This is a genomic window from Arthrobacter sp. Y3221157, assembly GCF_059089865.1.
This window is the reverse complement of sequence record NZ_JBNHFD010000074.1, coordinates 1-19684: the sequence shown is the minus strand read 5'-3', so window position 1 is coordinate 19684 and position 19684 is coordinate 1. Positions and strand designations below refer to the sequence as shown.

General features: G+C 66.5%; 12 protein-coding genes and 2 tRNA genes. 10 read left to right on the top strand and 4 right to left on the bottom strand.

Annotated elements, in window-relative coordinates; translation table 11 throughout:
• Together AC5RTT_RS15865 and AC5RTT_RS15860 are read left to right on the top strand one after the other, a co-directional pair.
• Positions 1–923: RecB family exonuclease (locus tag AC5RTT_RS15865; protein WP_494145992.1), on the top strand; the 923-nt coding region annotated here is incomplete at its 5' end.
• Positions 920–4474, top strand: a complete 3555-nt coding sequence (locus AC5RTT_RS15860; protein WP_494145991.1) for an ATP-dependent helicase — start codon at positions 920–922, stop codon at positions 4472–4474. The genes AC5RTT_RS15865 and AC5RTT_RS15860, both read left to right, overlap by 4 nt.
• A 37-nt stretch (positions 4475–4511) precedes the next feature.
• Here AC5RTT_RS15860 and AC5RTT_RS15855 read toward each other — a convergent pair whose 3' ends face one another.
• Positions 4512–5759, bottom strand: coding sequence for a macrolide 2'-phosphotransferase (locus tag AC5RTT_RS15855; protein WP_494145990.1), 1248 nt, complete (start codon positions 5757–5759; stop codon positions 4512–4514).
• Positions 5760–5904: 145 nt separating this feature from the next.
• Here AC5RTT_RS15855 and nudC point away from each other — a divergent pair, with 145 nt between their 5' ends.
• From nudC to AC5RTT_RS15840, 3 genes are read left to right on the top strand one after another with little or no spacing between them, the layout of a single operon-like run.
• Positions 5905–6927 (top strand): NAD(+) diphosphatase, encoded by a 1023-nt coding sequence (nudC, locus tag AC5RTT_RS15850; protein WP_494145989.1) that lies wholly within the window; start codon positions 5905–5907, stop codon positions 6925–6927.
• A 54-nt stretch (positions 6928–6981) separates the two neighbouring features.
• Positions 6982–9117 carry an ATP-dependent DNA helicase UvrD2 gene (locus tag AC5RTT_RS15845; protein ID WP_494145988.1) on the top strand — a complete coding sequence of 712 codons (2136 nt, stop codon included), beginning with the start codon at positions 6982–6984 and terminating at the stop codon, positions 9115–9117.
• Positions 9114–9806 (top strand): M48 family metallopeptidase, encoded by a 693-nt coding sequence (locus AC5RTT_RS15840; protein ID WP_494145987.1) that lies wholly within the window; start codon positions 9114–9116, stop codon positions 9804–9806. The genes AC5RTT_RS15845 and AC5RTT_RS15840 overlap by 4 nt, the downstream gene beginning before the upstream one ends.
• A gap of 27 nt (positions 9807–9833) precedes the next feature.
• On the opposite strand, the gene AC5RTT_RS15835 is transcribed toward AC5RTT_RS15840, so the two are convergent.
• The gene (locus AC5RTT_RS15835; protein WP_494145986.1) at positions 9834–11267 is read right to left on the bottom strand and encodes a zinc-dependent metalloprotease; all 1434 of its coding nucleotides are present in this window, start codon (positions 11265–11267) and stop codon (positions 9834–9836) included.
• Between the two features lie 136 nt (positions 11268–11403).
• On the opposite strand from AC5RTT_RS15835, the gene AC5RTT_RS15830 reads away from it, so the two are divergent.
• From AC5RTT_RS15830 to AC5RTT_RS15810, 5 genes are all read left to right on the top strand, one after another.
• A complete protein-coding gene (locus tag AC5RTT_RS15830; RefSeq protein WP_494145985.1) occupies positions 11404–12588 on the top strand; it encodes a YlbL family protein in 1185 nt (394 codons plus the stop codon).
• A gap of 167 nt (positions 12589–12755) precedes the next feature.
• A complete protein-coding gene (locus AC5RTT_RS15825; protein WP_494145984.1) occupies positions 12756–15731 on the top strand; it encodes a UPF0182 family membrane protein in 2976 nt (991 codons plus the stop codon).
• 120 nt (positions 15732–15851) lie between these two features.
• Positions 15852–15925 (top strand) — tRNA-Met (locus AC5RTT_RS15820).
• A 119-nt stretch (positions 15926–16044) separates the two neighbouring features.
• Positions 16045–16121, top strand: a tRNA-Met gene (locus tag AC5RTT_RS15815).
• Positions 16122–16257: 136 nt separating this feature from the next.
• On the top strand, positions 16258–17193 hold the full coding sequence (locus tag AC5RTT_RS15810; protein WP_494145983.1) for a cytochrome b/b6 domain-containing protein: 936 nt from the start codon (positions 16258–16260) through the stop codon (positions 17191–17193).
• A 6-nt stretch (positions 17194–17199) separates the two neighbouring features.
• Here AC5RTT_RS15810 and AC5RTT_RS15805 read toward each other — a convergent pair whose 3' ends face one another.
• Complete coding sequence (locus tag AC5RTT_RS15805; RefSeq protein WP_494145982.1) at positions 17200–18627, bottom strand: cryptochrome/photolyase family protein; 1428 nt, start codon at positions 18625–18627, stop codon at positions 17200–17202.
• Positions 18628–18723: 96 nt separating this feature from the next.
• Positions 18724–19512, bottom strand: coding sequence for a PspA/IM30 family protein (locus AC5RTT_RS15800; RefSeq protein ID WP_494145981.1), 789 nt, complete (start codon positions 19510–19512; stop codon positions 18724–18726).
• Positions 19513–19684: the final 172 nt, after the last annotated feature.

The window sequence follows — 19684 nt, the reverse complement described above, 5'->3', positions numbered from 1 at the left end:
GGGTGCTGGCCCGGCTGGCGGCGGCCGTGCCGCCTGTCCCGGGTGCCCATCCCTCCACGTGGTGGGGACTCGCGCCGCTGACGTCCGAGGCAGCCGTGGTTCCGCCCGGCGGTACCGTGTCCGTGTCGCCGTCGAAGGTCGAGACGGTCCAGAAGTCGCCCCTTGACTGGTTCGTGCAGGCGGCCGGGGGCGAGGCGGCCACAGACTTTGCCCGCAGCCTGGGAACATTGGTGCACGCCATTGCGCAGGAACTGCCGGACGCGTCGGGCGGGGAGTACCTCGCGGAGCTGGTCCGCCGTTGGCCCACCCTGGGCATGAAGGACAACTGGGAGGGCCGGCTTGATTTCCAACGGGCGGAGTCAATGGTGCGTAAGCTCGCCCAGTACATCCTGGTGATGAGGAGCGAGGGCCGCACCCTCGTTGGCGTGGAGCAGGATTTTGAGGTGCCCCTTGGCGAGGTGGCAGTGGACGATCTGGCCCCGCGTAAGGCCATACTTCGCGGCCAGGTGGACAGGCTGGAGATCGACGGCGAAGGCAGGCTGGTCATCGTGGACCTGAAGACGGGAAAACGGCAGCCCGGAAAGGCTGAACTGTCCCGGCACCCCCAGCTCGGTGCCTACCAGGCAGCAGTCCTCGCGGGAGGATTTGCCGAGGCAACAGGCAGGGAGGGCGGTACACTGCCCGGCGGGGCTGTTCTTACCCAACTCGGAACAAGCGCCAAGAACCCTGCCGTCCAGCAGCAGGAGGCACTCGACCCGCAGGAGAATTGGGCCCTCGACATGGTGAAGGATGCAGCGAAAGTGATGGGCGGCAAGGAATTCGAAGCCCGGCATGATCCGGCAAAGGGGAGCCACGGAGGCCATGGCTGCAAGCTGCCCGAGGTATGCCCGCTCTGCGTGCGTGGAAGGCAAGTGACGGAATGAGCCATAACCTCGACGTGCTGCCCGGCCGGCAGGGTGCTGAGCCGGATGCCGGGCCATCAGCGGCGGCCGCAGCAGCTCCCCAGCCACCGGGGGCACGGTTCACCCCCGAGGAGTTGTCGGTGCTCCTGGGTGAAAAGAACATGCCCACAGCCGAACAATCCGCCATCATCTCCTCGCCGCTCACGCCGCGGCTGGTCATCGCCGGTGCCGGCTCCGGCAAGACGGCCACCATGGCGGACCGTGTGGTGTGGCTCGTGGCCAACGGCTGGGTGCGGCCGGAGGAAGTCCTCGGCGTGACGTTCACCAGGAAGGCCGCGGGGGAACTGGCATCGAGGATCCGCGCCAAACTGGTGGCTCTCCAACGGCTGGTTGCCGGCGATACGGCGCACCAGGTCTTTCCGGAAGGCCTGCTCAGCAGTGATGCCCTGGAACCTAAAGTGTCCACTTACCACTCCTTCGCCAGCGGGATCGTTTCGGACTACGGGCTGCGGTTGGGCGTGGAACGGGATGTGGTCCTGCTGGGCGGGGCGCAGGCGTGGCAGCTGGCCAGCGAAGTGGTGGAAGCCTACGACGGCGAGTACGCCCACTTCCGTGCCGCCAAGTCCACCCTGGTGAAGGCGGTCATCCAACTCGCCGGAGAATGTGCCGAACACCTTCAGGAACCGGAAGACGTTGAGGCCTGGCTCATGGCCCGGCTCTCAGACTTCGAATCGCTTCCCTACCTGGCCGACAAAAAGAAGAACGCTCCGCAGGCCGTTGCAGAGCTGGCCGCCATGCTTCGCACCCGCGCCAGCGTTGCTGACATGGTGGGCAGGTATGCCGAGGCAAAGCGGGCACGCGGCGCCCTCGATTTCGGCGACCTGGTGGCGCTCGCAGCCAAGGTGGCCCGGGACGTTCCGATGGCCGCCCAGATGGAACGCCAACGGTACAAAGTTGTCCTGCTCGATGAGTTCCAGGACACCTCGCATGCCCAACTCGTCCTGTTCTCGCGGCTCTTCGGCGGCGGGCACGCCGTCACGGCCGTCGGAGACCCGAACCAGTCCATTTACGGTTTCCGCGGGGCCTCGGCCGGCCAGCTGTTCCATTTCGTCCGGGAGTTTCCTGTCCGCCAGGAATCTGTGGACGGGCAGGCAGGCTGGGCGCCTGCACCCACGTCCTACCTGACCACCGCATGGCGGAACGGACGATTCATCCTGGCGGCGGCGAACGTGATGTCGGAAGCGCTGGTCAAAGCCGAAGCGCAGCGTGGGCCGGCAGGTGGCAAGGGAACGCAGAACGCGCATGTGCCTCCGTTGCAGCCCAGTCCCCATGCTGCCCAGGGCTCCGTGGTGCTTGGCCGCTTCGGCAGTGACGTGGAGGAAGCTGCGGCACTTGCCGAAGATGTCCTGAAATACCGGGTAACAGACTTCGAACTGAAGCCCGACGGAACCCCCGTGCCGCCGGCCATCGCCGTCCTGTGCCGGCGGCGGGCGCAGATGGAAGTTGTCCGCCGCCAGCTTGAAGCCAGGAGCATCCCCTACGAGATCGTGGGCCTTGGCGGGCTCCTGGACACACCCGAGGTGGTGGACCTCGTGGCCACCCTCCGGGTACTGGCGGACCCGGGCCGGTCGGACGCGCTCATGCGGCTGCTCGCCGGAGCGAGGTGGCGGATAGGACCGGCGGACCTGATGGCCCTGCGGGACTGGTCCAGCCACCTGGCCCGCCGCCGCGGGCAGGCCGCGGAGCGGTCCGACGACGATTCCCCCGACGAGGATCCCACCGTTCTCGAGGGTGACCTGACAGATGGTGCCAGCCTCGTGGAAGCCCTTGACTGGCTGCCACGCGAAGGATGGACTTCCTCCAGCGGCAGGTGCCTGAGCACCGGGGCCCGCAGCCGCCTCCTGCAGCTTTCGGCCGAGCTGCGGCAGCTCCGCGGCTACCTCGGGGACGACCTCACCACACTCCTGGGGGAAGTGGAACGGGCCATGCTACTGGATATCGAAGTTGCGGCACGCCCAGGGGTCAGCATCCACCAGGCGCGCCACAACCTGGACGCCTTCCAGGACGCCGCTGCGGGATTTCTTCGGACCTCCCAGCGGGTGGACATCCTCGCCTTCCTTGCCTGGCTCGAAGCTGCAGCCGCGGAGGAAAACGGGCTCGAAGCTCCGCCCGGCGATGTCAACAGGGAAGCCGTCCAGCTTCTGACCGTCCACGCGTCCAAAGGCCTGGAGTGGGACGTCGTCTTTGTGCCCGGGTTGAACGCCGGGGCTTTTCCCAGCGACAAGGACTCCCGCTGGAGCAGCGGGAGTGCGGCCCTGCCGTGGCCCCTGCGGGGCGACCGTGCAGATCTGCCGCAGTGGGACCTGGACCAGCCGGACCAGAAGGGCTGGCTGGATGCGGAGAAGGACTTCAAGGCGGCCGTGCAGGCGCACGGGGAATCGGAGGAACGACGCCTGGCTTACGTTGCCTACACCCGGGCGAAGCACGTCCTGTGGGTCTCCAGTGCAGCATGGGTGGGATCGCGCGCGGCCAGGGCGGAAATGTCACCGTTCCTGGCCGAACTGGATGTCCTCGTGAAGTCCGATGGGCAGCCGGCCCGGGCCTCGGTCCATCCGCTGTCCCTGGCGGAAGACGCCCTGCCCGAAAGCAGCCCACTGTCTACTGAAACCGAAGTGGCAGGATGGCCCTACGATCCCCTTGAAGGCCCGGTGGATCCCCGGACAGGGGAGCGGCTCCGGCTGGCAGGGGGCCGTAGGGAGGCCATGGACAGGGCTGCTGCCCTTGTTCTGGCCGAAATCGAGGCCGCCGGGAACCACCAGCATGAGTCCGGACCATTGGACGCTGAAGGCGGCCCGGCAGGCATCACCGGCCCGGCAGGCATCACCGGCCTGGCTGGACCAGCGGCCGGGTGGGCACGGGAAGCCGCGCTGCTGCTGGAGCGCCGGGCCAAACGGTCCTACGGCCAGGATGTTCACCTGCCAAGCCATATCTCCGCATCCATGCTGGTGGACCTGGGAAACGACCCGTCGGACGTGCTCGCCAGGCTCCGCCGGCCGGTTCCGCGTGAACCCGGAATGTCGGCACGCAAAGGAACGGCATTCCATGCCTGGGTGGAGGAATACTTTGGGGCTGCCGGAATGCTCGATCTAGGTGAGGCTCCCGGTTCTGACGACCATATCGACGCTGCCTACGACCTCGACTCCATGGTGGCGACGTTCCGCGCCTCACCCTGGGCCGAGCGTTCGCCGGCCTTCGTTGAGGTCCCCGTTGAAACCCGGGTGGGCGAGGTGGTTGTGCGCGGCCGGATCGACGCGGTATTCCGGGACGCGGACGGGTCCTGGGACCTGGTGGACTGGAAGACCGGCCGGCGTCCGTCCGGTGCCCAGTTGCGGGCACGGTCGGTGCAGCTGGCCGTATACCGGCTGGCGTGGGCACGCCTGAAGAACGTTCCGCTGGACGAAGTGCGGGCAGCGTTCTTCTATGTGGCCGATAACGAGGTGGTACGGCCCCACGACCTCGGAACTGCCGAGGAGCTGGAGGCCATCGTCAGCGCAGCCCTGGATTCCCGGTGACCGCACGGGTCGGGCGGATCCGGGGTAGCGCTTCCGGTTAGGACTGCCGGGCGTTGATGATCGGCAGGGCGGCGGTGGACGTATCGTCGGCCCCGTCCTGGGAGTGCTGTTTGCCGCCAGCCGCCTGCTCCGGCTCGGCGGGGATGGGTGTCACATGAACCGCCGGCTGTGCCGGGACGGGAACAACCTCCACCGCCGGCTGTGCCGGGACGGGAAGAACTCCTACCGTCGGCTGTGCCGGGACGGGAATGACCGTAACGGCCGACCCGCCCGCTCCGGGCCCGCCGTCGGACGTTGCTGCGCCGGGCACGGTGACGGCGGCGGGCACGGTGACGGCGGCGGGCTGCGGCTCAACACTGATGGGTTGGCCGCCGTGCTCAGCGATGTCGTTGGCAAGTGTCTCCAGCATGCCCTCCGCCTCCGCCACCATTGCCGGATCGCCCGCAGCAATTCCCTTGACCAGGTACTGGGCCAGGGCGAATTCGGCCGAAAGGGCGGCCCTGCGCAGCAGGTGATTGTCCGGGGTGTCGCGCCGGCTGGCCGTGTAGCGGGCCAGGACAGCATCCACGAAGTCCTGCTCGTTGGATGCCACGAGCCAGGCGAAGTCGTCAGCCGGGTCGCCAATCCGAAGGTCGGTCCATCCGGTTACGGCCGTGACGCGCTGGCCTTCGACCAGGATGTTGTCCTCGTGCAGGTCGCCGTGCACCACACAGGGATTGAAGCGCCACAGCGATACATCCTCCATGGCGTGCTCCCACCGCAGCAGGAGCGCCGGCGGAATCTTCCCGGTGGTGGCTGCCTGGTCCAGTTCATTCAGCCTGCGCTGGCGGAACTCGTTGGGAGTGTAGCTGGGCAGGTCGGCGTTGCTGACCAGTGCCCGGGGCAGGTCGTGGATGGCTGCCAGCGCCGCGCCGATTTCGCGGGCCAGGGCTTCAGGGCCCGCGGTCAGCTCCTCAACGCTGCGGGTACTTCCGGCCAGGTGTGAGTAGACAAATGTGCTCAGGGTGCCCAACCGGACGCTGCCGGCCACCGTGGGCATCAGGAACGGAAGTTCGGCCCGGATTCCCGGCGCGAAGGCCCGCAACACCAGGAACTCGGTCTCCAGCCGGGCGCTGGCCTCCGCGTGCCGGGGAGACCTGACGCGCCAGCGTTTGCCCTCCGAATCCAAGAGCAGGGCCGAATCGAAGTCTGCGGGATCATCCGGGGCAGAGCTAACGGCCGTTGGGGTCAGTCCGGGGACTGCCGCGGTTGCAACGGCTGCCAGTTCAATCGGTTTTCTTCTCACCGTTCCACGGTAGATTGCCCACCGTCCAAGTCACCGGTCTGCGGGCGGCGAGTCTTCAGATCGGTGCAAATGGGGGGGTACCCGCGCGGGGCGGAGGACCATGCCGGAAATGCGGTTTGTCGGCCCATGTCAGTACGGTGGATGCATGAGCCACGCGGAGTCTGTCACACCGGTCCATCAGGGAGCGCCTGCGCTGCTGCCGGCCAACCACCTCCGGGACACCCTGCTTCCCGTCCGGCCCGCGCTGGTGGACAGGGGATCGACCGTTCGGACCAGGCCGGGGATGGTGGACGAGCTCCTCGCCGCGCCAGGCACGCTGGCAGTCGTCCTGTCCGGGCGGCAGGGACTGGTGCAGGACGGAAACCTGTTTATGACCGGCGCCAAAGGCCTGCTGGAGGGCCTGTCAGCGGTTTCCGCCACGCCGGAACTGGTGATCTACCTCGGCGCTGCCCTGCCGGGCTCCGGCCTTCCAGCCGGCACCGAACTGCTGCTTTTCGTCCTGTCCGAGCCGCTGAAGCCGGGGACTGCGGGCATTCCGGGCGATGCCGTCTGGGCAGGATTCCGGGACGTGGCTGCAGGCCTGACGGAAACCGGCACTGCCTTGTTCGTTGAGGCAAGCGCCATCGCCAACTGGCATGGAGGGCACACCCACTGTCCACGGTGCGGAACCCCCACCCTGGTGGAGGCCGGCGGCTGGATGCGCCGCTGCCCGGCCGATTCGTCCGAGCACTATCCGCGGACTGACCCCGCCATCATCGTCACGGTTGTGGGGCCCGACGGCCGGCTGCTTCTGGGCGGCGGGGGCCCGGTGGACGCGAAGAACTTCTCCACCCTCGCGGGGTTCGTTGAACCCGGCGAATCACTGGAACAGGCAGTGGTGCGGGAAGTGCTTGAGGAAGTGGGAGTGCGTGTCACTGCCTGCCAGTATCTCGGTTCGCAGTCGTGGCCTTTCCCGGCCTCCCTTATGCTTGGATTTACCGCCGTCACCGAAGATGCCGAGGCAACGCCCGACGGCGTGGAGGTCACCAGGGCGCGCTGGTTCAGCCGGGAGGATCTGCAGGAAGCTGTTCTCAGGGGTGATATCACCATTTCCAGCAGGCTCTCCATTGCACGGGCGCTCATTGAGCATTGGTACGGCGGGCGGATCGAGGACCGCGCCGGCGCCTGATCCCTTATCCACCAGACTCCAAGCACGCGGTAGTCGAGACACAAAGCAGCAGAAGTGACTACAGAAATTTTTGACGGGGCGGCATCGCTTGAGGACCGGATCCTTGGCGGGCTGGACGCCGAACAGCGCGAGGTTGCGAGCACCCTCAACGGACCCCTGTGCGTGCTCGCCGGCGCGGGGACGGGAAAGACCCGGGCCATCACCCACCGCATCGCCTATGGCGTCCACTCGGGCGTGTACACTCCGCAGCGGCTGCTGGCCGTCACCTTCACTGCCCGGGCCGCTGCCGAGATGCGCAGCAGGCTACGGGACCTTGGCGCAGGCAACGTCCAGGCCCGCACGTTCCACGCCGCGGCCCTGCGCCAGCTCCAGTTTTTCTGGCCGCAGGCCGTGGGCGGTTCGCTTCCCAACCTTCTGGACCACAAGGCGCAAATGCTGGCAGAGGCGGCCCGGCGTTTAAGGCTGAGCACGGACCGGGCCTCCATCCGCGACCTGGCATCGGAGATCGAATGGGCCAAAGTGTCCATGCTGACTCCCGCCAACTACCTCGAGAACGCCCAGGGGAGGGGCACGCCGGGCGGCTTCGACCTGACGGCTGTCGCCCGGGTGTTCCAGGCCTACGAGGACGTCAAAACAGACCGCAACGTCATTGATTTCGAGGACGTCCTGCTGATCACGGTCGGGATCCTGCAGGAAGATGAACGGGTTGCCGCCACCGTCCGGGAGCAGTACCGGCATTTCGTGGTGGACGAGTACCAGGACGTGTCGCCGCTGCAGCAGCGGCTCCTGGACCTGTGGCTGGGCGGGCGCGACGAACTGTGCGTCGTGGGCGATGCCAGCCAGACCATCTACTCCTTCACGGGCGCATCGCCCCGGCATCTCCTGGACTTCAAGGCCCGCTATCCCCAGGCCAACGTGGTCAAACTGATCAGGGACTACCGCTCCACGCCGCAGGTGGTGAAACTCGCCAACGACCTCCTGGCGGCCCGGCGCAGCGGAGGACCGGCAGCGGATGTCGCGTGGGCTGCGCCCCTGCAGCTTGTGGCGCAACGGCCGGCAGGCCCCGTGCCCACGTTCACGGAATGTGCCGACGACGAAGCCGAGGCCGCAACGGTGGCCCAGAAGATCAAGGCCCTCCTCGACGCCGGCACACCGGCCAGCGAGGTGGCCATCCTGTTCCGGACCAATGGGCAGTCCGAGGCCTACGAGCAGGCGTTGGCCGCTGCCGGCGTCGGCTACCAGCTCCGCGGCGGCGAGCGGTTCTTCGCGCGCAAGGAAGTCCGTGACGCCATCCTCCAGCTTCGGGCCGCAACCAGGGCCGCCAGCGAGGCCGATGCGCCGGAGCCGTTGGGGCAGCTGGTCCGGGACATCGTTGCCTCCCTCGGCTACACAGACTCCGCACCACACAGCGGCGGCGCGCTGCGGGAGCGCTGGGAATCGTTGGCGGCGCTCGTGGCGCTGGCCGACGAACTCGTCCAGAACCGGGGACCGCAGTTTGGCCTGGTTGACTTCGTCAACGAACTTCAGGAACGCTCATTGGCCCAGCACGCGCCCACGGTCCAGGGGGTGACGCTGGCATCCCTGCACGCCGCCAAAGGCCTGGAATGGGATGCCGTGTTCCTCGTGGGGCTCAGCGAAGGCCTGATGCCCATCTCCTTCGCCGACTCGCCGGAATCCGTGGACGAGGAACGCCGGCTCCTTTATGTCGGAATCACCCGGGCTCGTGAACACCTCGCGCTGTCCTGGAGCACCGCTCGGACGCCCGGTGGCCGCGCCAACCGCAAGCCGTCCCGGTTCCTCGACGGGCTCCGGCCCGCGTCAGTGGCGAGCTCAAATGCGCGCGGCAAGGGCGTGGCCCCGCGCCGGAAGGCAGCCGCCCCCGCAGTCTGCAGGGTGTGCGGGAGCATGCTCGCCACCGGCGCCGAGCGCAAGGTGGGACGCTGCAACGCCTGCCCGCCGGGTTACGAGGAACAGACCTTTGACGCACTTCGGAACTGGCGCCGGGAAGTGGCAGTGTCCACGGACGTCCCGGCCTTCGTGGTCTTCACCGACGCAACACTGACAGCCATCGCCGAGGCCCGGCCGGCCTCGCTGGAAGAACTCGCCGGCCTTGCCGGGGTGGGCCCTTCGAAGCTGGAGAAGTACGGGGAAGCCGTGCTCCGGGTCCTGGCCGAAAGTACGGCACTGTGAGTCCCGGAGCGGCGGTGGGCGCCGGAGCCGCTGCGGGGAGCCGGCGGACAGTTGCTCCGCTGACCACCGCGGACGGTGCACCGGTGGAAGTGCGCCGTTCTGCCCGCCGTACCCGGACAGTGGCGGCTTTCTGGGAGAACGGGACAGCCGTCGTTGCCATTCCGGCCCGTTTCACCGCAGCCCAGGAGTCCGAGTGGGTCCGGCGCATGCTGGCCAAGCTACAGCGGCAGGGGGAACGCCGCGCGACCTCCGGCCGGAAGCGTCCCGCTTCGGACGCCGCCCTTGCCGCCCACGCCACCCACCTCTCGGGACGGTACCTCGGCGGGCGTGCCGTCCCAACGTCCGTGCGCTGGGTCAGCAACCAGAACTCGCGCTGGGGATCAGCCACCCCCGCTGACGGAACCATCCGGCTCTCGGACAAACTCCGTCCGATGCCGCAGTGGGTCATCGACTATGTCCTGCTCCACGAACTTGCCCATCTGCTGGTGGCCGGGCACAACGCAGCTTTCTGGAAGCTGCTCGACGCGTACCCGGAAACCCAGCGCGCCAAGGCATTCCTGGAAGGTGTTTCCTTTGCCACCGCGCGCGGCCTGGCTGCAGCAGGGGACGGTGGGGCACTTGGCGGCAGCGGCAGCCAGGAGTTCGAAGGCTGGCCGGAGCTGGATGGCTGGCCGGGGGACGCGGACTAGCAGCGGCCCACCCGGCCACGGGAGGACTCAGCCTTTCGGCTGGGCGTCGCCTCCGTCGTCGTCCTTCTCTTCTCCCTCGCGGGCTGCTTCTCCCTTGCCGGCGTCCGGCGCCGGGGTGTCGAAACCACCATTGAGCAGTTTCTGCAGGGCATCGTCCACTTCACTGTCGCTGGCTTCGGCAAGCTTGCGCCGGCTGCTGAAGCCCTTGGGATCGTCCAGGTCCTCGGCGGTGGGGAGCAGGTCCGGGTGGTGCCAGATGGCGTCGCGCCCTTCGATGCCGCGCTCTTCCTTCAAGGTGGCCCACAGGGTGGCGGCGTCACGCAGCCGCCGGGGCCGCAGTTCCAGTCCCACCAGCGAGGCGAAGGCATGCTCGGCCGGACCGCCGGTGGCGCGGCGGCGGCGGACGGTTTCCCGCAGTGCCGAGGCCGAAGGCAACATCTTCTCGGTCGCCGCGGCGGTCAGTTCATCCACCCACCCCTCCACGAGGGCGAGGGCCGTTTCCAGCTTCTCGAGGGCCTGCTCCTGGGCCGGGGTGCGCTGGGGCATGAAGACGCCCTGGGACAGGGCCTCCTGGATGCCTTCCGGGTTGCTGGGATCAAGGTCCCGTGCCAGTTCTTCGATGCGGGACGTGTCGATGTGGATGCCCCGGGCGTACGCCTCGATGGCGCCCAGCAGGTGGCCCCGCAGCCAGGGAACCTGGACGAAGAGGCGGGCATGGGCGGCCTCGCGCACGGCGAGGAAGAGCCGGATGTCATTCTCGGGCAGGGAAAGGCCCTCACCGAAGGCGGCAACATTCGCGGGCAGGAGCGCCATCTCGAGGTCGGCCAGGGGCACGCCGATATCGGTGGAGCTGACCACGTCCGCGGAGAGGGCGCCGATTGCCTGGCCGAGCTGCATGCCGAAGATGGCGCCCCCCATGTTCTGGAGCATGGAGGAGGCGCCGCCCATCATGGACTTCATTTCCTCGGGCATCTGTTCGGTCATGGCTGTGGAGAGCGCGTTGGCGATGCTGTTGGCCACCGGCTCCGTCAGCCTCTTCCACGTGCCAAGCGTCGCCTCGACCCACTCCGCCCGGGACCAGGCGCGGCCGATCAGGCCGGTGGCGGGCAGGTCCGTGACGGGGTCCAGCCACAGCTCGGCCAGGCGCAGGGCCTCGTCAACGTCACGGGACTGCTGGGACGCCACCGACGGGTCCGAGCTGCTTGCCGCCACCCGGCGGGCGTTGTCGTGCGCCAGCGTCCAGTTCACGGGTCCCTCGGACGGGGCACTCATCATGGCCTGGACCTGGGAGAACATCTGGGCCAGGAGGTTGGGGTCATTGGGCAGCCCGGCGGCCTTGGCCAGTTCGGCGGGGTCGAAGTTCTCCATCCCCTTGCCGCCCATGAGGTTCTGCAGCATCTCGGTCAACGGGTCCTTGGGGGTGTCGTCGCCGTTGGACGGATTAAGTGGATTGGAGGTCATGATCCCGCCGATCGTCGGTGTGACTGTTAATCAACCTTCACGGTACCCCGGCCACCCCCGGCTGTCTGCCGCACTCCGGCATCGTTCGCTGTAGGCAAAGAGCTGTACCCGTCCGCCACCGCGTAGTGTTGGTGGGGTGACGACAACCCGTGGCAGCCACCCCTCCGAGGACCACGCCCCAGAGCTCCCGCAGGCCGCCTTCTCGTGGGAGAAGGACGGCGGTGCAACGGACGACGGCGGCCCTGGACCTTTCGAGGCGGGCGGGGCACCCCGGGACCCAAGGGTGTCTTCCATGATGCTTGCGGGAATGTCAGCGCTGGCCCTGGGAATCGGCGTCGCCACGCTTCCGGTGCCGTACGTCATCGAGACGCCCGGTCCCACGTACAACACACTTGGGCAGAGCCAGGGGACACAGGTCATCAAGGTCACCGGCCGTGAATCGTATCCAGCGGCAGGCAACCTTGACCTCACCACCATTGACGTAGAAGGCGGCCCCCACGGCCCTGTCAGCATCCTCCGTGCCTTTTCCGCCTGGCTGAACCCCACCCACGCGGTCCAGCCGGTTGAGCTGATCTACCCGACCGGCACAACCAGGCAGGAAGCCGAAGAGCAAAGCGCCGTGGCCATGACCACGTCGCAGGAGAACGCAGTGGCCTCAGCACTCAACGAGCTGGACATCCCGTACGGCCAGCAGCTCCAGGCAGCAGGCCTTTCCGAGGATTCCGCTTCGGCCGGCAAGATCCAGCCCGGGGACATCCTCAAGACCATCAACGGCAAAGACATCACCGCGTTGTCCGTCATCCAGGAGGAACTGGCAGCGGGCAACGGCGCCCCCGTCACTGTAGTCGTGGAGCGCGACGGGCAACAGGTCACCGAGACGATCACACCCAGGGACAACGGTGAGGGAAGGTTCGTCCTCGGCGTCATGCTCAAGTACCTGTTTACCTTCCCGTTCGATGTGGAGATCTCCCTTGAGAAGGTGGGCGGGCCCTCGGCCGGGTTGATGTTCTCACTGGGCATCATCGACACGCTTACCCCCGGTGACCTGACCGGCGGGGAGCAAATCGCCGGTACCGGGACCATCTCCCCGGACGGCGCCGTGGGGCGGATCGGCGGCATCGCACAAAAGATGCACGGGGCCCGGGCCGGGGGCGCCACGCTGTTCCTTGCACCGGCCGCCAACTGCGGGCAAGTGGCCGGACACATCCCGGACGGGCTGCAAGTGGTGCGGGTGGAGACCCTGGCGGAGGCTCGGGCCGCCGTCGAACGTGCCGGCAGCGGCCAGGACACATCCGGCCTGCCCACCTGCACAAACAACTAGACTGGGCGCAACTAGACTCAAGAGGAACTAAGCTTTACCGCCACTCGTGGCAAATATATGGCGGACAAAACCAGCCGTTGGCCGGCGGAGTCCACCGCCCGCTCGCACGCTCCAAATATCTGACGACCAGCTATGAGGTACCCAGTTTGTCCCGTCCCGCCAGCACCATGTCCACAGGCAGACCCCCTTCCCGGCGCGGCCCGCTGACGCCCACCCTGATTGTTGTTGCCCTCGTGGTTGTGGGCTTCATCTTCTTCGCGAACGTCTGGACCGACGTCCTCTGGTACCGGCAGCTGGGCTTCCTTGAAGTCTTCGTCACCGAGAACCTCGTCCGGATCGCCATCTTCGCGGCCGGCTTCGCCATCATGTTCACGGCAGTATTTTTCGCCATCCGCATCGCCTACCGCGCCAGGCCGGTTTATGCTCCGGACTCCGACATCCGGGACAACCTCAACCGCTACCAGGCCCAGCTGGAACCGGTCCGCCGGGTGGTCATGGTGGGCCTGCCCGTCCTCTTCGGCCTCTTCGCCGGCAGCGCCGCCGCAAGCCAGTGGCAGAAGGTGCTGCTGTTCTTCAATCAGGAGGGCTTCGGCCAGTCCGATCCGCAATTCAACCTGGACATCAGTTTCTACCTGATGGTCCTGCCCTTCCTTGGGTTCGTCACCGGCTTCCTGATCAGTGTGGTGGTCATCGCCGGCATCGCTGGCATCCTGACGCACTACCTTTACGGCAGCATCCGCCTCATGGAACGCGGAGTGTTCACCAGCCGGGCCGCCCAGATCCACATCGCCGTCACCGGCGCCGCGTTCCTGGTGCTGCTGGGCGTGAACTTCTGGCTGGACCGTTACTCGGCGGTGCAGAGCAATAACGGGCGGTGGGCAGGTGCCCTGTACACCGACGTCAACGCCGTCATTCCCACCAAGGCCATCCTGGCCGTCGCTGCGGTGCTGGTGGCCATCCTCTTCGTCGTTGCCGCCGTCATCGGACGCTGGCGCCTGCCCGTCATCGGAACGGCGATGCTGGTCATCACCTCCATCCTGGCGGGGGGCGTCTACCCCTGGGTCATCCAGCAGTTCCAGGTGCGGCCTTCCGAGGAAACGCTGGAAAAGGAATTCATCCAGCGCAACATCGACAACACGCGCAGGGCGTACGGCCTTGATGCCATTCAGGAAAGCCGCTACGACGCCACGAACACGGCCAGCACGGGAGCCCTCGCCCCCGATGCCCAGACCACTGCAAACATCAGGCTCCTTGATCCGAACCTGATTTCCGACGCCTTCGCACAGCTGGAGCAGTACCGTCCGTACTATCGCTTCCCCGAAACCCTGAACGTTGACCGTTACGAAGTTGACGGTCAAATCCAGGACACGGTTATTGCTGTACGGGAACTGAACCCTGCCAACGTCGCCACCAACCAGCAGGGCTGGCTCAACCAGCACGTGGTCTACACCCACGGCTATGGTGTGGTTGCGGCCAAGGGCAACAAGTTCACTGTGGACGGAAAGCCGGAGTTCCTGCAGTCGGGCATTCCCTCTACCGGCGTCCTGGGTGACGATTCTTCCTACGAGCCGCGGATCTACTTCGGAGAGTACTCGCCCGACTACTCGATCGTGGGCGCCCCGGAAGGAGCCCCACCGCGGGAGCAGGACAGGCCCTCCGGTGAGGGGGAGACCCAGTACACCTTCAAAGGCAACGGCGGACCCAATGTCGGCACGTTCTTCAACAGGGTGCTGTATTCCATCAAGTTCCAGTCTTCCGACCTGCTGCTGTCGGACGGTGTGAATCCAGAGTCGCAGATCCTTTATGACCGCAATCCGCGGGACCGGGTCAAAAAGGTTGCGCCGTACCTGACGGTTGACGGCAATGCCTACCCCGCGGTGGTGGACGGCCGCGTGAAGTGGATCGTGGACGGGTATACCACCAGCCAGTACTACCCGTATTCCCAGCAGGAGCAGCTCTCGGATGCGACTGCAGACTCGCTAACCACGTCCGGCCGTACAGTGGCCCTGCCGAACAGTACGGTCAACTACATCCGGAACTCCGTGAAGGCCACGGTGGACGCGTACGACGGCTCCGTCACGCTATACGCCTGGGACGACCAGGACCCGCTGCTGAAAGCCTGGCAGAAGGTGTTCCCCACGTCGCTCAAGCCCTACTCCGAGATGTCGGGCGATGTCATGTCCCACGTCCGGTACCCGGAGGACCTCTTCAAGGTCCAGCGCCAGCTGCTGGGGGAATACCACGTGACCAACCCGTCCACCTTCTACCAGACGAAGGACGCCTGGAGCGTTCCGAACGACCCCACGGTGGACACCACTACAGGAGTGAAGCAGCCGCCGTTCTACATGTCCCTGCAGATGCCGGACCAGGACGAGCCCGCGTTCCAGCTCACCTCCTCGTTCATTCCACAGATCGTCAACGGAAACGCGCGCAACGTCCTGTATGGCTTCCTGGCGGCAGATTCTGACGCGGGCAATGAGGCAGGGGTCAAGGCGGAAAGCTACGGCAAGCTGAGGCTGCTGCAGATTCCGCCGGAGACGCAGGTCCCCGGTCCCGGCCAGGCGCAGAACAAGTTCAACTCCGACCCCACCGTGTCGCAGGCCCTGAACCTGCTGCGCCAGGGCGCCTCGGACGTGCTGAACGGCAACCTGCTGACCCTGCCTGTCGGCGGCGGCATCCTGTACGTGCAGCCGGTCTACCTCAAGTCCACGGGCGAGACGTCCTACCCCACGCTGCAGCGCGTGCTGGTGGCGTTCGGTGACAAGGTTGGCTTCGCACCCACACTGGATGAGGCGCTGAAGCAGCTCTTCGGCGGTGATTCCGGTGCTGCTGCCGGGGACTCGGACAACAATGGCCAGGCGCCTGCCGATCCGGCAACGCCTGCGGCGCCCGGGGGAGCGGACGCCAAAGCCGAGCTGAAGGCGGCGCTGGATGAGGCCAACGCCGCTATCCAGGCCGGCCAGGCCGCACTGGCGGCGGGTGACTTCGCGGCCTACGGCGACGCCCAGAAGCGGATTGCGGCTGCGCTCCAGAAGGCCGTGGATGCCGAGGCCAAGCTCCCGGTCGCGGCGCCCGAGGCCACCCCCGCCCCGGCGTCGACGGCAACGCCCGAGGCGTCGCCGTCGCCTTCACCCAGCAACTAGCCGACCACGGCGGCCCGGCCTTCCGGCCCCTCGCGGGCGGGGGTGCCGGGCCGGCGTAACGGAGATCACGCCGTCTCGATTTGGCCGCCTGTTCACCTCCCGGTAAAGTAGTTCTTGCGACGCGGGGTGGAGCAGTTCGGTAGCTCGCTGGGCTCATAACCCAGAGGTCACAGGTTCAAATCCTGTCCCCGCAACTGACGGAAGGCCCGGACACTGGAAACAGTGCCCGGGCCTTCTTGCTTTAACCCGTCCGCCAGGTGCCAAACCGGCTGGTAAATGCCGGTGCGAAAATAGGGTAGTGTTGTTTCAGCGACGCGGGGTGGAGCAGTTCGGTAGCTCGCTGGGCTCATAACCCAGAGGTCACAGGTTCAAATCCTGTCCCCGCAACCACGAAAGACCCCGACCGGCAGACCAGCCGGCCGGGGTCTTCTTTTTCCTTCATCACGGGTAGTTCCTAGTATTCTCTTTCGCAGAGCCTCACAGCAGTGAGCAGTTGGCCAGTCATTCTCGAGAGGAATGTTGCTCGATGTCCACACCCACGAAGAAGCCCGGCACCGCCGCGGGCAAGCGGTCCCGCCTCTACTGGGGCGTGCCGGCTGTCCTCGCCGCGCTTGTCCTGGTGGTCCTGGCCGCCAAGGGGCTGATGGCGCTTCCTGCCGTCGCCTCCTTCGTGGCGGACTATCCGGGCCAGTCCGAACTTCCGGAGAATGCCCCGGTGGGCTTTCCCGCCTGGCTGGCGTGGCAGCATTTCCTCAACGCTTTCTTCCTGCTGCTGATCATCCGCACCGGCTGGCAGGTGCGCACCACCACCCGTCCCAGCGGGTACTGGACCCGCAACAACAAGGGCCTGATCAAGACCCGGAACGCCCCCACCAAGATCAGCCTTGAGCTGTGGTTCCACCTGACGCTGGATGCCCTGTGGATCCTCAACGGGGTGGTGTTTGCGGTGCTGCTGTTCGCCACCGGACAGTGGATGCGGATCGTCCCCACCAGCTGGGACGTGTTCCCGAACGCCCTCTCGGCGGCACTGCAGTACGCGTCACTGGACTGGCCCACGGAAAACGGCTGGGTCAACTACAACGCCCTCCAGCTCCTGACCTACTTCATCACCGTGTTCATCGCGGCGCCGCTGGCCTTCATCACCGGCCTGCGGATGTCCTCCGCCTGGCCCAAGAAGGCGGCAGGGCTCAACAAGGCCTACCCCATCGAATGGGCACGCGCCGTCCACTTCCCGGTGATGATCTACTTCGTCGCCTTCATCGTGGTCCACGTCTTCCTGGTGCTGGCCACCGGCGCGCTGCGGAACCTGAACCACATGTACGGCGCAAGGGACGACGACGGCTGGTTCGGTTTCTGGGTGTTCGTCGCCTCGGTGGCCGTCATGGTCGCCGCCTGGTTCATGGCACGCCCGCTTTTCCTGCGGCCCATTGCTTCCCTGATGGGCAAAGTCAGCAGCCGCTGACCAAGGCTATTCGTCCTTGAGCTTCCGGTAGGCATCCAGGGCCCGTTCCCGGGACTCCGCCAGATCCACCAGCGGCCCAGGGTAGCCGTCCGCCTCCGCCGTCCACGGCTCGTGGATTTCCTTGCCCTTCAGGCCCTGGAGCTCGGGGATGAAGGTGCGCAGGTAGCGGCCGTCGGCGTCGAACTTCTTGCTCTGCGTCACCGGGTTGAAGATCCGGTAATAGGGGGAAGCATCCGCGCCTGACCCGGCCACCCATTGCCAGTTTGCGGGGTTGTTGGCTGCGTCGGCGTCCACCAGGGTGTCCCAGAACCATTCCTCCCCGATGCGCCAGTCGATGAGGAGGTTCTTCACCAGGAAGGACGCAGCCGCCATCCGTACGCGGTTGTGCATCCAGCCGGTCTTCCAGAGCTGCCGCATCCCGGCGTCTACGAGCGGATATCCGGTGTGCCCCTGCTGCCAGGCGGCAAGTTCCTTTCGGCTCACCTGGCCCCACTGGAAGTTATCGAATGCGGGCCGGAAGTTCCGGGTTGCAAGGTCGGGGTTGTGGTACAGCAGGTGCCAGTTGAACTCGCGCCAGCCGAGTTCTGCACGGAAGGTCCCGACGTCGGAAGGAATTTTTCCGGAATGGCGGCGGCGGACCTCGCGCCACACGCGGAACGGGCTGACCTCACCAAAGCGCAGGTGCGGCGAGAGCCGGCTGGTTCCCTCCGTGCCGGGAATGTTCCGGCCGGTGCCATAATCCTCGATTGGTCCGTCCAGGAAGTCCGCCAGGCGGTCCGCCGCCCCCTTCTCACCCGGCTCCCAGCTTTCAGCCAGCCCCGTGCTCCAGTCGGGGGAGGTGGGCAGCAGCTTCCAGCTGCCCAAAGCATCGCTTGCGGGCACGCCCGGACCGGAGGCCGCAGGTCCCGGCAGTGATGAAGGAGCGTCCAGCGGGTCCCGGATGTCGGCGGACGCCATACAGGCCCGCCAGAACGGGGAGTAGACCTTGTACGGTCCGCCGGCCCCGGTGCGGATGGTCCAGGGCTCGAACAGGAGGTTGGCCTGGAAGCTTGAGGCCTGGATTTCGTTTTCGCCTGCCCAGTCTTTGAGCCCCGCGTCGATGGTGCGCTCCGGCTGGCCGTACCTGCGGTTCCAGAAGATATGACTGGCATTCGTTTGCAGGGCAAGATTCCGGATGATGGATTCTGACTGACCGCGGCGCAGTACCAGGCGCGAGCCTTTGGCCTCAAGGTCCCTGGCAAGCGCGGCGAGGGAATGGTGCAGCCACCAGCGGGTGGCGCCGCCCAGGGGACGTACGCCCTCGGACTCCTCGTCCAGGATGTACACCACTGTCATCGGCTTGCCCAGGCCGGCGGCTTCGGCCAGGGCCGGGTTGTCGTCCAGCCTCAGATCGTCGCGCAGCCAGACCAGCGATGTCGCATCGGAAGAAGCCATGCCCCCACGCTACACACCGGGGCACGGATAAGGGCCAGGACTGTCGGGTCCTGGCCCTTGTTCCGCGCTAGGGAAACAGCGTTCTCTTCGTGCCTGTCAGAGCTTGTCGAAGTCCGCTTCTTCCACGGTTGACTCGGAGGACGTGGAATTGCCTGAGGCAATTGCAGGCTTCGCGCCGCCGGACTTCAGCGCGGCCAGGCGGGCCTCGATTTCCACCTGCTCCCCGAGGTCCTCAAGCTGGTTGAACTGGGCGTCCAGGCTGGAGGCGGCCAGTTCCTGCTGGCCCCGGACCTTGGCTTCCTCGCGGCGGATCTTCTCTTCGAACCGGCCCACCTCGCTGGTGGGGTCCATGATGTCGATGCTCTTGATTGCGTCATGGACCTGGGACTGGGCAGCGGCAGTCTTGGACCGGGCCACCAGTTCGTTGCGCTTGCTGGTGAGCTGGTTGAGCTTGCCCTTCATTTGGTCCAGGCCGGTCTTCAGCTTGTCCACCACCTCGCGCTGCGACATGATAGCCGGCTCCGCACCCTTGGCCTCGTTCTCGGCCGCCATCTGGCGCTGCAGGGCAACCTTGGCCAGGTTGTCGAACTTCTCGGCGTCAACAACGTCGCCGCTGGCCCGGAACTCATCGGCCTTGCGTGAGGCGGCCAGGGCCTTGTTGCCCCAGTCGCGGGCGTTCTTGATGTCCTCGTTGTAGTCATCTTCGAGCATCCGGAGGTTGCCGATGGTCTGGGCGACGGCGGATTCGGCCTCGGCAATGTTGTTGGTGTAGTCCCGGACCATCTGGTCCAGCATCTTCTGCGGATCCTCAGCGTTGTCCAGCAAAGAGTTGATGTTCGCCTTTGCCAGCTGCGCGATACGGCCGAAAATGGACTGCTTAACCATGGTGTTACCTTTCGTCCTGCTCTGTGATGGCCACTGAATCCGTGAACAGTGGTGTACTGCTTCCGGGCGCCTGCCGGAGTATCCGGCAGGCGCCAAGGTCCGTGCCGGTACTAGAAGTCGCCTCCGCCGCCGGAGTCGCCGCCCCAGCCGCCCATGTCGCCGCCGCCCCAGC

What these genes read in the sequence shown, in the direction of transcription:
- AC5RTT_RS15805 (WP_494145982.1), bottom strand. Translation starts at nt 18,627, where the DNA reads ATGGCTTCTTCCGATGCGACATCGCTGGTCTGGCTGCGCGACGATCTG.
- AC5RTT_RS15835 (WP_494145986.1), bottom strand. Translation starts at nt 11,267, where the DNA reads ATGACCTCCAATCCACTTAATCCGTCCAACGGCGACGACACCCCCAAG.
- nudC (WP_494145989.1), top strand. Translation starts at nt 5,905, where the DNA reads ATGAGCCACGCGGAGTCTGTCACACCGGTCCATCAGGGAGCGCCTGCG.
- AC5RTT_RS15825 (WP_494145984.1), top strand. Translation starts at nt 12,756, where the DNA reads ATGTCCACAGGCAGACCCCCTTCCCGGCGCGGCCCGCTGACGCCCACC.
- AC5RTT_RS15810 (WP_494145983.1), top strand. Translation starts at nt 16,258, where the DNA reads ATGTCCACACCCACGAAGAAGCCCGGCACCGCCGCGGGCAAGCGGTCC.
- AC5RTT_RS15800 (WP_494145981.1), bottom strand. Translation starts at nt 19,512, where the DNA reads ATGGTTAAGCAGTCCATTTTCGGCCGTATCGCGCAGCTGGCAAAGGCG.
- AC5RTT_RS15860 (WP_494145991.1), top strand. Translation starts at nt 920, where the DNA reads ATGAGCCATAACCTCGACGTGCTGCCCGGCCGGCAGGGTGCTGAGCCG.